The organism is Granulimonas faecalis (assembly GCF_022834715.1).
Lineage (GTDB): Bacteria > Actinomycetota > Coriobacteriia > Coriobacteriales > Atopobiaceae > Granulimonas > Granulimonas faecalis.
In genome coordinates, this window is sequence record NZ_BQKC01000001.1 from 988,258 (window position 1) to 1,001,415 (window position 13,158).

12 protein-coding genes and 1 tRNA gene are annotated in these 13,158 nt (G+C 71.8%); 9 read left to right on the plus strand and 4 right to left on the minus strand.

All coding sequences use genetic code 11. The annotated features are described in order from the left end of the window. The first annotated feature begins 5 nt into the window (after nucleotides 1-5). Genes OR600_RS04480 through OR600_RS04510 form a run of 7 tightly spaced genes read left to right on the plus strand, consistent with a single transcriptional unit; the run spans nucleotide 6 to nucleotide 8,907 of the window. Nucleotides 6-800 carry a Nif3-like dinuclear metal center hexameric protein gene (locus OR600_RS04480; RefSeq protein WP_265590742.1) on the plus strand — a complete coding sequence of 265 codons (795 nt, stop codon included), beginning with the start codon at nucleotides 6-8 and terminating at the stop codon, nucleotides 798-800. A gap of 44 nt (nucleotides 801-844) precedes the next feature. Next, nucleotides 845-1,558 (plus strand): zinc ribbon domain-containing protein, encoded by a 714-nt coding sequence (locus OR600_RS04485; protein WP_168353987.1) that lies wholly within the window; start codon nucleotides 845-847, stop codon nucleotides 1,556-1,558. Nucleotides 1,559-1,576: 18 nt separating this feature from the next. After that, nucleotides 1,577-2,767, plus strand: coding sequence for a bifunctional phosphopantothenoylcysteine decarboxylase/phosphopantothenate--cysteine ligase CoaBC (gene coaBC / locus OR600_RS04490; protein WP_265590743.1), 1,191 nt, complete (start codon nucleotides 1,577-1,579; stop codon nucleotides 2,765-2,767). Continuing rightward, on the plus strand, nucleotides 2,767-3,603 hold the full coding sequence (locus tag OR600_RS04495) for a deoxyribonuclease IV (RefSeq protein WP_135977783.1): 837 nt from the start codon (nucleotides 2,767-2,769) through the stop codon (nucleotides 3,601-3,603). Before coaBC ends, OR600_RS04495 begins: the two co-directional genes overlap by 1 nt. Before the next feature lie 4 nt (nucleotides 3,604-3,607). After that, nucleotides 3,608-5,407, plus strand: a complete 1,800-nt coding sequence (locus OR600_RS04500) for an ABC-F family ATP-binding cassette domain-containing protein (RefSeq protein ID WP_204406771.1) — start codon at nucleotides 3,608-3,610, stop codon at nucleotides 5,405-5,407. Between the two features lie 3 nt (nucleotides 5,408-5,410). Further along, the gene (locus OR600_RS04505; protein WP_265590744.1) at nucleotides 5,411-7,147 is read left to right on the plus strand and encodes an ABC transporter ATP-binding protein; all 1,737 of its coding nucleotides are present in this window, start codon (nucleotides 5,411-5,413) and stop codon (nucleotides 7,145-7,147) included. Further along, entirely contained in the window at nucleotides 7,144-8,907 is a 1,764-nt protein-coding gene (locus tag OR600_RS04510) for an ABC transporter ATP-binding protein (protein ID WP_135977561.1), read from the plus strand. The genes OR600_RS04505 and OR600_RS04510 overlap by 4 nt, the downstream gene beginning before the upstream one ends. A 51-nt stretch (nucleotides 8,908-8,958) precedes the next feature. Here OR600_RS04510 and OR600_RS04515 read toward each other — a convergent pair whose 3' ends face one another. Beyond that, complete coding sequence (locus OR600_RS04515; protein ID WP_135977560.1) at nucleotides 8,959-9,726, minus strand: YczE/YyaS/YitT family protein; 768 nt, start codon at nucleotides 9,724-9,726, stop codon at nucleotides 8,959-8,961. A gap of 93 nt (nucleotides 9,727-9,819) precedes the next feature. After that, entirely contained in the window at nucleotides 9,820-10,176 is a 357-nt protein-coding gene (locus tag OR600_RS04520; protein ID WP_135977559.1) for a hypothetical protein, read from the minus strand. A 104-nt stretch (nucleotides 10,177-10,280) separates the two neighbouring features. On the opposite strand from OR600_RS04520, the gene OR600_RS04525 reads away from it, so the two are divergent. After that, the gene (locus OR600_RS04525) at nucleotides 10,281-10,853 is read left to right on the plus strand and encodes a cysteine hydrolase family protein (RefSeq protein ID WP_135977558.1); all 573 of its coding nucleotides are present in this window, start codon (nucleotides 10,281-10,283) and stop codon (nucleotides 10,851-10,853) included. Between the two features lie 410 nt (nucleotides 10,854-11,263). Here OR600_RS04525 and OR600_RS04530 read toward each other — a convergent pair whose 3' ends face one another. Beyond that, nucleotides 11,264-11,452: a hypothetical protein gene (locus OR600_RS04530; RefSeq protein ID WP_135977557.1), complete on the minus strand. Its 189-nt coding sequence runs from the start codon at nucleotides 11,450-11,452 to the stop codon at nucleotides 11,264-11,266. Continuing rightward, nucleotides 11,445-12,731, minus strand: coding sequence for a Y-family DNA polymerase (locus OR600_RS04535; RefSeq protein ID WP_251163912.1), 1,287 nt, complete (start codon nucleotides 12,729-12,731; stop codon nucleotides 11,445-11,447). Before OR600_RS04535 ends, OR600_RS04530 begins: the two co-directional genes overlap by 8 nt. Before the next feature lie 155 nt (nucleotides 12,732-12,886). Here OR600_RS04535 and OR600_RS04540 point away from each other — a divergent pair. Next, nucleotides 12,887-12,963, plus strand: a tRNA-Pro gene (locus OR600_RS04540). Nucleotides 12,964-13,158: the final 195 nt, after the last annotated feature.

Below are 13,158 nucleotides of genomic sequence, written 5' to 3' on the forward strand. Positions count from 1 at the left end.
GCACCGTGCTCGTTTCCGACATCGAGGCCATGCTCTTCAGCGTTTTCCCCCGCGACCTCGCCGAGCCCTGGGACCGCGTGGGCCTCTCCGTAGGCGACCCTTCCGCCGGGGTCACCGGCGTGGCCTGCGCGCTCGACCCGCTGCCCGACACCCTGGCCCGCGCCGCGGCGCAGGGCTGCAACGTCCTCGTGACCCACCACCCGGCCTTCCTCGAGGCCCCCGGCACCGTCACGCCGTCCGTCGCCACGTCGTCGCTCGGCGGCAGCCTCGTGTGGGAGGCCGCGCGCCTGGGCGTCTCGCTCATCGCCATGCACACGAACCTCGACCGCTCCGCGGCCGCGCTGGCGGTGCCCACGCGCCTCACCAACCTGCATGCGGTCGGCAGGCTGGAGGAGCCCGACGGCTTCGGCGCCGTCCTCGACGGCGAAGGCCTCACGGCGGCGGAGCTCGCCGAGCGCTTCGGCGAGGCCTACGGCTGCCCGCCCACGCTCTACGGCGACCCGGACGCCCCCTGCACGCGGGTGGGGTTCTGCTCTGGGTCTCTCGGCGACCTCTGGGAGACCGCCGTGGCCCAGGGCTGCCAGGCCGTGGTCACGGGGGAGCTCGGCTACCATCGGGTGCTGGCCGCCGTGGAGGCCGGGTGCGCGGTTATACTGTTGGGGCACGACGTGTCGGAGCTGCCCTACGCCCGCCTGCTGGCAGCCAGTGTCGCCGAGCGCCAGGACTCGGTGCCCGTGGTGACCCTGGCGGAGGAGGCACACTGGCGCATCTGCCTCGACCCACGTTCCATAGGCCGATGAATGCCGCCCCGCGCCCCGGGGCCGAGAATCCGAGGGGACTGCCCATGACCGACGCCGACGCCCTGCGACGACTCCAAGAGATCGACCTCGAGCTCCTCCGCATCTCCAAGGAGGGCAGGGAGCTGCCCCAGCGGGCCAAGATCGATGCCGCCAAGGCCGCCCGCAAGAAGGTGGACGGCGAGCTCACCAAGATCGTGGGCCAGCGCAAGGACCTCGAGATCGAGCTCAACGACCTCGGGCACCGGCGCCGGGACTGCGAGCGCCAGCTCGACGAGATCTCGGCCTCCCAGGACGGCGCCTCCGACTACCGCGCCGCGGCCGACCTCGAGGCGCGCCTCACCACGATCGCCAAGAAGCTCGAGCGCATCGACTTCGAGTCTGACGCCGTGACCGAGCGCCTCATCACCGCCGAGCGCGCCGAGAAGAACGCCCGCGGCCTCCAGGAGCGCCTGGACACCGAGACCGCGTCGCTCGCCGCCTCCGCCAAGGAGGCCCTGCTCGCCCTGCGCGACCGCCAGGAGGCCCTGACCCGCGAGCGTGAGTCGATCTCCGGCTCGCTGCCGCCCGAGCTGCAGCTCCGCTACATCAAGGCGAGAAAGCGCTTCGGCACCGTGGCCGTAGAGACCCTGGACGGCAATAAGCCCTCGGCCTGCCGCGTCACGCTGCAGCCGTCGCAGTACTCCGACCTCAAGCGCCGCGCCCAGCCGGTGGACGAGTGCCCCTACTGCCACCGCATCCTGATCACCGACTTCTCCTGACCCGCGAGGTTCCGACCTATGAACGTTGTTCTTGGCGTCACCGGCTGCATAGCCGCCTACAAGGCCGCCGAGGTGTGCCGCGGCCTGCAGAAGGCGGGCTGCGAGGTGCGGGTGGCCATGACCGAGGCCGCCACGCGCTTCGTGGGGACCGCCACCTTCGAGGGGCTCACCTCCGTGCCCGTGGCCAGGAACGTCTTCGACTGGCCCCCCTCTCCCATCCCGCACATCGATCTCGGCGAGTGGGCCGACGCCTTCCTCGTGTGCCCCTGCACGGCCGACGTCCTCGCCAAGCTCGCCTGCGGCATCGCGGACGACTGCCTCACCTCGGCGGCCCTCGCCACCACGGCCCCCGTGCTCGTGGCCCCGGCCATGAACGTGCATATGTGGCAGAACCCGGCCACCCAGGCCAACGTCGCCACGCTGCGCTCCCGGGGCGCAGGGGTGGTCATGCCGGTCTCGGGCCGTCTGGCCTGCGGCGACGTGGGGGAGGGCAAGCTCGCTCCCGTGGACGACGTCGTGGCCGCCGTGCTCGCGCTCCGCGACCGCCCCCTCGCCGGGACCTGCGTGCTCGTCACCGCCGGGCCCACCCACGAGGCCATCGACCCCGTGCGCTACATCGCCAACGCCTCGTCGGGCAAGATGGGTTACGCCGTGGCGGCCGAGGCCGCGCGCCGCGGCGCCGAGGTGTGCCTGGTCTCAGGTCCCACGTCGCTTCCCTGCCCGGCGGGCGTGACGCGCGTCGACGTGGTCTCCGCGGCCGACATGCGCGACGCCGTCATGGCACGCGCCCCCTGGGCCGACGTCGCCGTGTGCGCCGCCGCCGTGGCGGACTACACCCCCGCCGCCCCAGCCGACCACAAGCTCAAGAAGGCCGAGGGGCGCCTCGGCTCGGTGGAGCTCGTGGAGACGGCCGACATCCTGGCCGGCCTCGCGGCGTCCGGGGAGGTGGGCTACGTGGTGGGCTTCGCCGCCGAGACCCGCGACCTCCTCGACAACGCCCGGGCCAAGCTCACCTCCAAGGGTGTGGACCTCCTCGTGGCCAACGACGTTTCCCGGCCCGACTCCGCCTTCGGCTCCGACACCGACCACGTGTGGCTCGTGGACGACGCCGGCGCCGAGGAGCTCGACACCCTGACCAAGGCCGAGGTGGCCGCGGACATCTGGGACCGCGTCCAGGCCGACCTCGGCCGCGAGGGGGGTGCCGCGTGATGCCGTACATCGGGTGCCACCTCTCCACCACCAAGGGCTACCGCGCCATGGGGGCCACGGCCCTCGAGATCGGGGCCGACACCTTCGCGTTCTTCCCCCGCCCGCCGCGCGGTGGCGCCATGCGCGCCCTTGACCGTGAGGACCTGGACGGCCTGCTCGCCGTCATGGGCGACAACGGGTTCGGACCCCTCGTGGCCCACGCCCCCTACGTGTACAACCTCGCCTCGGCCAAGGACGAGGTGCGCGAGCGCACCCGGCAGACCATGGCCGAGGACATCGAGCGCCTGGAGCTCATCCCCGGGTGCCTCTACAACTTCCACCCCGGCTCCCACGTGGGCCAGGGTGCCGAGCGGGGCGTGGAGCTTGTGGCCGAGGGCCTCAACGACGTGCTCCGCGAGGGTCAACGCACCAAGGTGCTCCTCGAGACCATGGCCGGCAAGGGCTCCGAGCTCGGCCGCTCCTTCGAGGAGCTCGCGGCCATCATCGACGCCGTGGAGCTGGACGGGCTCGTGGGCGTGTGCCTCGACACCTGCCACGTCTCCGACGGCGGCTACGACGTCGCGGCCGACCTCGGCGCCGTCCTCGACGAGTTCGACTCCGTGGTGGGGCTCGACCGCCTCATGGCGCTCCACCTCAACGACTCCAAGAACCCCGTGGGCTCCCACAAGGACCGCCACGAGCGCCTGGGCCTGGGCACCATCGGGCTCGACCTCTTCGAGGCCGTGGTGCGCGAGCCCCGCCTGGCGGGGCTGCCCATGATCCTGGAGACCCCCAACGACCTGGCCGGCTACGCCGAGGAGATCGCGGTCCTCCGCGCCGCCGCCGAGGAGGCGTGACACCTTGGAGATCCTCATCGGCCTCGAGGACGTGAGCCTCGAGTGGCCCGGGAAGCACGTGCTCGTGGACCAGACCGCGACGGTGGCCGCCGGCGACCGCTGCGGCATCGTGGGCCGCAACGGCGACGGCAAGTCGAGCCTCCTGCGCCTCATCGACAAGACCCTGGAGCCAGACTCCGGCCGCGTGACGTGGCGCAACGGCATCTCCGTTGGCATGCTCGGCCAGGCGGACGCCCTGGACGACGGCGCCTCGGTGGCCGAGGCCGTCTTCGGCGACGTCCCCCGCTACGAGTGGGCGTCCGACCCCGCCTGCCGCTCGATCGCGGGGGCGCTCCTCGGCGGCATCCCCCTCGACGACACGGTGGGGCACCTCTCGGGCGGCCAGCGCCGCCGCGTGGACCTCGCCCGCGTGCTCGTGGGGCGCTGGGACGTCCTGCTCATGGACGAGCCCACCAACCACCTCGACATGGAGGGCATCCGCTGGCTCGCCGACCACCTGCGGCACCGGTGGCCCGAGGGCCAGGGGGCGCTGCTCTGCGTGACCCACGACCGCTGGTTCCTCGACGAGGTCTGCACCTCCATGTGGGAGGTGCACGACGGGCGCATCGACCCGTTCGAGGGCGGCTACTCCGCCTACATCCAGCAGCGCGTGGAGCGCGAGCGCCAGGCCCGAAGGACCGAGGAGCGCCGCCAGAACACGCTGCGCCGCGAGCTCGCCTGGCTCTCCCGCGGGGCCCAGGCGCGCTCCTCCAAGCCCAAGTTCCGCATCAAGGAGGCCCTGGCCCTCGTGGCCGACGACCCGCCCCTGCGCAACGAGCTCGAGCTCAAGCGCCTCTCGGTGGCGCGCCTCGGCAAGCAGGTCTTCGAGCTCAAGGGGGTCGCGGCCGGCCACTCCGGCTCCGCGCCCGTGGTGAGCGGCCTCGACTGGCTCATAGGCCCGGGTGAGCGCATCGGCATCCTGGGGGCCAACGGCGCCGGGAAGACCACGCTGCTCGAGACCGTGCTCGGCAACCTTCGCCCCCTGGCGGGCACCGTCAGGCGCGGCAAGTCCGTGCGCATCGGCCGCATGGACCAGCAGCTCGAGAACTTTGGCGACAAGGGCGACTGGACCGTGGCCGATCTCCTCGGGCAGTACCGCCGCACCTGCGTCATCGGCGGGAAGGAGCAGTCCACGACGTCGCTCCTGGAGAGCCTGGGGTTCGAGTCCAAGGAGACGCTCACGCGCCTCAAGGACCTCTCGGGCGGCCAGCGCCGGCGCCTCGCGCTGCTCTGCGTGTTGCTCGAGGAGCCCAACGTCCTCGTGCTCGACGAGCCGGGCAACGACCTCGACACCGACATGCTCGCCGTCATGGAGTCGCTCCTCGACGAGTGGCCCGGCACGCTGCTGCTCGTGACCCACGACCGCTACCTCATGGAGCGCGTCACCGACGACCAGTACGCCATCGTGGGCGGCACCCTGCGCCACATGCCCGGCGGTGTGGACCAGTTCCTCGCCCTGCCGCACGCTGCCGCCGGGGGGCTCGACACCTCCGGGCCCGAGGCCGCTCCCAAGGCGGCCGCCGCGCCCGGCGCCATGACCAACTCCGAGCGCCGCGACCTCAAGCGGAGGCTCGACTCCGTGGCACGGCGCCTGGAGAGGCTCCGTGACGAGCCTGCCGCCATCGAGGCCGAGATGGCGGCGGCCGACGGCAGCGACTACGAGGCCCTCGGCGCGCTCCAGGGGCGCCTCGACGCCGCGAGGGGAGAGATCTCGTCCCTCGAGGACGAGTGGCTCGAGCTCGCCGACCGCCTGGGCGTGGAGTAGGCCATGGCGGAGCTCGCGAGGCGGTTCTTCGGCCCCTACCGGCGCTGGCTGGTGCTCGGCCCGCTCATGAAGACGCTCGAGGTGGTGTTCGACCTGCTCACGCCCCTGGTCATCGCCTGGATGATCGACTCGGGCGTGCGGCGGGGGGACGCCTCGGTGGTGACCCGCGGGGCCGTGGCCCTCGTGGCCTTCGCCTTCTGCGGGTTCGGCTTCACGCTCGTGTGCCAGAAGATGGCGTCCCTGGCGAGCCAGGGCATGGGCACCGACATCCGGCGCGAGCTCTTCGCCGCGGTCAACCGCTTCTCCTTCGCCGACGTGGACCGCTTCGGCACGCCGTCGCTCATCACCCGCATCACCAACGACGTCAACCAGCTCCAGGTGGCCGTGGCCATGCTCATCCGCCAGGTCATCCGCTGGCCGGTGCTGGCCGTGGGCGCCATCGTGTGCGCCCTGGCGCTCGACCCCGTGCTGGGGTCGGTCTTCTGCCTGTGCCTGCCGGCCACGCTGCTGGTGTTCTACCTTGTCATGCGCTGGAGCATCCCGTACTTCGTCTCCATGCAGGCCAAGCTCGACCGCATCGGCACCATCGTGCGCGAGGCCCTGGCCGGCGTGCGCGTGGTCCGCGCCTTCTCCCGCGAGGGGTTCGAGGAGCGGCGCTTCGAGCGGGCCGCGACCGACCAGGCGGCCGACGCTGTCGCGGCCGGGCGCCTCTCGGCGCTGCTCAACCCCGCCACCTTCCTCATCCTCAACGTGGGGGTGTGCGCCATCCTCTGGCTCGGTGCCGGGCAGGTCTTTGCCGGGGACCTCGAGCAGGGCGAGCTCATGGCCCTCATCGGCTACATGAACCAGGTGCTCGTGTCCGTGGCCTACATCGCCAACCTCGTGGTCATCTTCACCCGCGCCCAGGCCTCCGCCGGCCGCGTGGCCGAGGTGCTCGACTGGGAGCCCACCGTGCGCGACCCCGGCGGCCCCGTGCCCGCGCCCGTCGCGTGCGCCCCGGCCGTGGCCTTCGAGGGCGTCTCGTTCACCTACCCCGGGGGCGGCAGGCCCGCCCTCGACGGCATCACGGTGTCGATCGGCCCCGGCGAGGTCCTGGGCGTCATCGGGGGCACCGGGTCGGGCAAGTCCACCCTCGCCGACCTCGTGGGGCGCTTCTACGACGTCTCGTCCGGCTCGGTGTCCGTGCTCGGCGCCGACGTGCACGCGTGGCCCTTCGCGGGGCTCCGGTCGGCGGTGTCGTTCGTCCCCCAGGAGTCGGCACTGCTGTCCGGCACCATACGCGGCAACCTGCTGTGGCGAGACGGCTCGGCCACCGACGACGAGCTCTGGGAGGCCCTCGAGCGGGCGCAGGCCGCCGACTTCGTGCGGGGGCGCCCCGAGGGGCTCGACGCCCCGGTGGAGGCCGGCGGCAGGAACTTCTCCGGCGGCCAGCGCCAGCGCCTCTGCATCGCCCGCGCCCTCGTGGGCTCGCCGCAGGTGCTCGTCATGGACGACGCCGCCTCGGCCCTGGACTTCGCCACCGACGCCAGGCTCCGCGTTGCCCTCGGCTCCTGGGAGGGCGGCCCGGCGCGCATCGTCGTCTCGCAGCGCGTGGCCTCCGTGCGCCACGCCGACCGCATCCTCGTGCTGGACCGCGGCCGGGTGGCCGGCCTCGGCACCCACGCCGAGCTCGTGGAGACGTGCCCCGTCTACCGCGAGACGTGCCTGTCCCAGCTCGAGCGCGAGGAGGTGCTGGCATGAGGTGGGAGGACGCCGCCCCGCGCGAGGTTCTCGCGCGCATCGTCTCCTACGTGCGGCCCCACCGCGGGCTCGTGGCCGCGGCGTTCCTCACGGCCGTGGGGTCCCAGGGCCTGGCGCTCACGGTGCCGGTGCTCGTGGGCCTGGCCATCGACGCCGTCGTGGGGCCGGGTCAGGTGGCCTGGGGCGATCTCGCGTGGCTCATGGGGTGTCTCGCCTGCGTGGTGGCCGCCGTGGCGCTGCTCCAGTGGCTCCAGGGCTACACCACGAGCCGTCTCACCTACGATACCGTGCGCGACCTCCGCGACGCCGCCTACGGCAAGTTCCGCCGGCTCCCGGTCTCCTACATCGACGACCACCCCCACGGCGACATCATGTCCCGCGTGGTCAACGACGCCGACGCCGTGGGCGACGGCCTCCTCCAGGGCGTCCAGCAGCTCTTCTGCGGCGTGGTGGCCGTGGTGGGCACCCTGGCGTTCATGTTCTGGATCTCGCCCGCCATCGCCGTGGTCGTCGTGGTGGTCACGCCCGTCTCGGTACTCGTGGCCGCCTTCATCGCCAAGGTGGGGCACACGAGCTTCGCCGCCCAGCAGGAGATCCAGGGCGACCTCGGCGGCTATGTGGAGGAGCATGTCTCCAACCAGCGGCTCCTCTGGGCCTTCGGCCGCGCCGGGGAGGCCGAGAAGGGCTTCGCCGCCCTCAACGACCGCCTCTACACCGTGGGCGAGCGGGCGCAGTTCGCGGGGTCGCTCACCAACCCCGGCACCCGCTTCGCCAACAACGTGGTCTACGCCGTGGTGGCGGCCATCGGCTGCTGGGCCTGCCTCACCGGGTTCCCCGGGCCGCTCTCCATCGGCGGCGTGCAGAGCTTCCTGTCCTACACCACCCAGTACACCAAGCCCTTCAACGACATCTCCGGCGTCATGACCCAACTGCAGACGGCGTTCGCCAGCGCGCGGCGGCTCTTCGCGCTCATCGACGCCCCGGAGATGGAGCCCGACCCCGCGGACGCCCTCGTGCTCCCCGAGGAACCTGCGGGCGAGATGGGCTTCTCCGACGTGTCGTTCGGCTACGAGCCGGGCAGGCCGCTCCTGGAGGGGCTCACCTGGCACGCCGACCCCGGCGAGCGCGTGGCGGTGGTGGGTCCCACGGGCTGCGGCAAGACCACCCTCATCAACCTGCTGCTCCGCTTCTACGACGCCGACTCCGGCACTATCCGGGTGGACGGCCGCGACACCCGCGCGCTCACGCGGGCGAGCCTGCGCCGGGCCTTCGGCATGGTGCTGCAGGACACCTGGCTCTTCGAGGGCACCGTGGCCGACAACATCGCCTACGGCCGGCCCGACGCCACCCGGGAGGAGGTGTGGGCCGCCGCGGAGCGCGCCTTCGCGGCGGACTTCATCGAACGCATGCCCGAGGGCTACGACACCGTGGTGGGCGAGGGCGGCGCCGGCCTGTCCCAAGGGCAGCGGCAGCTGCTCTGCATCGCCCGGGTGATGCTCGTGGATCCGCCCATCCTGCTGCTCGACGAGGCCACGAGCTCCATCGACACCCGCACCGAGGCCCTCGTGCAGGAGGCCTTCGACGCCATGATGGCCGGGCGCACCTCGCTCGTGGTGGCACACCGGCTCTCCACGGTGCGCTCGGCCGACCAGATCCTCGTCATGGGCCGCGGCACCATCGTGGAGCGCGGCACCCACGAGGAGCTCCTCGCCCTGGGCGGCGAGTACGCCAAGCTCTACCGGAGCCAGTTCGAGGGGTAGGGGAGGGCGGACGCCACGGCAGCGCATCCGTGCGTCCGTGGCGCCGTGGCGTCACATGCCGCGGTCGTCGTTCTCGTCCAGGCTCCGGTCGAGGTCCTCGGGAACCACGGCGGGGATGCCAGGCACAGGGTCCTTGGGCACCCGGCGCATGACGGGGGCGAGGACCCTCGCCCAGAAAGCAACCACCATGCCGGTGCCCACGGCCGCCAGCACGGTGCCCTCGCGGACGTCTCGCAGCTCCGCGAAGAACAGCAGGGAGAGCACGGCGCCGGTGGCCACGAGCACCACGTCGAAGGCTACCTTCACCTTGTGGTAGGTGCGGCCCGTGAGGCGCGTGATCACCGACACGAGGGCGTCGCCCGGCGTCATGAGGACGTCGGCCGTGGTCTGCAGGTAGACGCCCAGGGCGAGCACGGCTACGGAGACCGCCGTGCAGAGCAGCTGGACGGGGTAGACGTCGTTGGGGATGGCCTCGAAGAGCAGCATCCACATGTCCACCGAGGCCGACATGAGGAGTACCACGGGGACCTGGAGCAGCTGGGCCACGGGGAAGCGCCTGCGCAGGAGGACGAGCTCCACCACGAGGCAGGCGGCGTTCATGGCAAATGAGCACATGCCCAGGGTGACGGTGGCGACGCCGTTGTCGCGCAGCAGGTCGTAGACGACGGCCGGAATCACGGAGATGGGCGTGGTGCCTGTGAGGGCGTGCTTGGAGAGGGCCACCGCCATGCCCACGAGGAGCACGCCCACGACCATGAGGACCACACGGGCGAACACGCCCTTGCCCGGTCTTCTCGCGTCCGTTCCTCCGTCCCCCATAGCGCCTCCCGTCGTCCGTTCCCACCGGTGTCTATATAACCGTGGGGGCCGACGGGCTTTCAAGGACCCGGCCGGCGGACGGGGCGGGTCCGCCTAGAGGCTGAGAATGCCCATGAGGATGCGCCCAAGCACGGGGCCGGCCACGGCGAACGCCGCGGTGAGGCAGGCGGCACCTGCGGCCGAGAGGGCCACGGCGACCCTGCGGGAGCGGGTCACCTCCTCGGGGGAGACGGGCATGGGCTCGCCGCGGCCCTCGAGGGTCCTGGCGAAGCTCCCGTGGATGGCGGCGCCGATGGCCTTGAAGCAGGCGGCGGCGAACAGACCGCCGGCCGCCACGAGCAGCGCGGTGGCCGCGGCGCCCACCTGGGCGGCAGCACCGGTGAAGGCCAGGGCGAACGCCAGGCAGGCGAGCAGGAGCGGGACGAGGCAGGCGAGCAGGACGCGACCCATGGGACCTTCCTTCGGGCGGGGTGCTTCTCGGGCGCGCGGGCGGTGAGGGCCGCCGGGACGCTGGGCTATCATAGCTTAAAGACACCTTCGTCCGAGGAGCCCCCATGCTTGTGGAACCGGGAAAGACCGCCCTGCTCGTCGTCGACGTGCTCGAGGCCACCGTGGAGGGCCGCGAGGCCGACCCCGCCCTCGACGCCTTCGCCTCCGCCTGCACAGAGGTCGTGGGGGCGTGCCGCGCCTGCGGCATCCCCGTGATCTTCCTCGACGACGCCCACGTGCCGGGCCTCGACCGAGAGCTGGAGCTCTGGGGCGAGCACGGCATCGCGGGCTCCGCGGGCGCCCGGCCGGCGGCGTGCCTCGGGCCCTGCGACCGCGACCTCGTCATCGAGAAGCGCCGCTACTCCGGCTTCTTCCAGACCGACCTCGACCTCACCCTGCGCGAGCTCGGTTGCGACCGCGTGGTTGCCATCGGGTTCGACAGCAACATCTGCGTGCTCCACACCCTCGCCGACGCCTACTTCCTGGGTTACGACTCCCTCGTGGTGGCCGACGCCTGCCGCAGCACCCTCGTGGGCTCCGAGGCCGGCGCACTGGAGTACTTCAGGCGCTGCTACGGCTCGGACGTCGTGTCCCTCGACGAGTTCAGGGAGCGCCTCGCGGGCGACATCCCGGCGTAGCCTTGCGGGAGCGCCGCGGCAAGGCGGCGGCGGGACTGACATATATGTGCCTCCATGGTCTAAAAATGAGGGACGGTGGCTATACTTCTCCCAACGCGGGAACGGTGCGCTTTGTAAACCGTTCAGCCGCATGAAGGGGCGCCGAGAGCGGCAGCCCGAAGTCACGACAGAGGAGGTCGTATGGTTAGGTATTGGGCCGACATGATCCGAGGCAACATCACCCGTCTTTCCGAGGTCCCCGAGCTCTACCGCGAGAACGTCCGCGCGCTCATCGAGGAGCAGTAAACTTTCGTCCCCCATCAGGTGATAATCCATGAGCATCCCGATGCTTTGAGGCCTTCGCCGAGGCGAAGGCCTCTTTTTTGTGCCGACGAGGCGCCCCGGCCCGGCGCCCGGATGGGCCCGTGCCGTCAGCCCGGCGGCTCCCGAGGGCTCTGGCGCTCCCGCTCCCGCAGGGCCTCCTCGTAGCCCGTCAGAGCGGCGAAGGGCAGGAACTGCGACGCACGGTCGGCATGGTCGCGGGCCACGTGGGGGGCGGCGGCCGCCTTGGCCGCGATGCGCGCGACAAGCGCCCGGCGGCGGTCGTCACCCTCAGGCATGGTGGCCCCCTATCTGGCAGTGCCGCTCGCGTCCCGTGGCCTCGCCGCGCAGCGACGCGCCCGGCACCACGGCGCTGGCCCCGAAGCGCCGACGGATGGCGTTGACCGTGCGGGAGAGCTCCATGGTCGCCCCTCCCTCCTCGAGGGGCAGCCGCAGCTGGGCCTCCCCGAGGCACCGGAGGTGCCCCGCCGACAGCGACAGCCGCCGCACGGCGCGCCCCGGGTCCGCGACGGCGCCGTGGAGCTCCAGGACGAGCGGCACCAGCGACTCCGGCGTGCAGACCGGCGCCGCCAGCCGGCGCGACGTGGAAGCCCGAGACCCCGGGCGGCCGCGGCGGGACGGCGCGCGCCCACGGGGCTCCTGGTAGCCCACGGAGAGGGAGAGGCTGCCGCAGGAGAGCTCCTTCTCCACGAGGTCCAGGGCGAGGTCGCCCGCCATCTCGCGGAGGACCGTCCGCGTCTCGGCGAACGAGTAGGGGCGCGGCAGCACCTGACCCGTGCAGAGGGAGCGCGACCTAGGGACGTGGGCCTTGATCTGGGCCATGGTGACAGGCTCCTGGCCCCAGGCGTGGTCGATGAGGTACTCGGCGTTCCGGCCGAACTCCCCGTAGAGGTCCGCTTCCGGGGCGGCGCAGATGCCGGCGAGGTCGTGGATGTCCCGTGCGGCCAGCCGCCGGGCGATGTTGGGGCCTATACCCCAGATGTCGGTGATGGGGCGGTGGAACCACAGACGCTGGCGGAACGACTCCTCGTCGAGCTCGGCGATGCAGTCGGGGTCGTGCTTGGCCTCCACGTCCAGGGCGGCCTTGGCCACGAAGAGGTTGGGGCCTATGCCGGCCGTGGCGTAGACGCCCTTCTCGCGCCGCACCTCGTCCATGAGGCCGCGCACGAGCTCGCGGGCGCTCACGCCGTAGTAGGGGAGGTACTGGGTGAGGTCGAGGAAGACCTCGTCCACGGAGTAGACGTGCATGTCCTCCGGTGCGATGTGGCGCAGGTAGATGCCGTAGATGTCCGCCGCGGTCTCCATGTAGAGCGCCATGCGCGGCGGGGCCACGACGGGGTGGAGGGCCGCCGGCACCTGGAAGAGGCGGCAGCGCGACGGCATGCCGAGGGCCCGCAGGGCAGGGGAGACCGCGAGGCAGATGGTGCCCCGGCTACGGGAGGGGTCCGCCACCACGAGGCGCGTTGACATGGGGTCGAGGCCGCGGTCGGCGCACTCCACCGACGCGTAGAAGCTCTTGAGGTCTATGCACGCGTAGGTTCTGGCAGACTGGTCCATGGGCTCCTCCTCGCTCCCGGCTTCCCAGTATAGAACAGATGTTCTGAAATGGGGACGGGGCACCGTCGGCCGATGTCCGAGAAACCTGGCGATTTCGCTTGCACGGCCCCCGGCAGGGTGGTAGAGTTCTCTCTGTTGCCCGCGGGCAGCAAGAACGGGTGGTGGCGCAGTTTGGTAGCGCACTTGACTGGGGGTCAAGGGGTCGCTGGTTCGAATCCAGTCCACCCGACCAGTGAAATCTCAGGTCATCGGGGTAACCCGGTGGCCTGTTTTCTTTTGGTCGCAAAGGTGGTCGCAAAAACCGGGGGCAAAATCCCGGCGCCCACACGCACGGGAGCGCCGCCGTCCCGGGGTGGGGCGGCGACGCTTGTCGCCCACCCTGTCGACAGGAAAAGACCCCCTGGTTCCGTGGAGCCAGGGGGTCCGA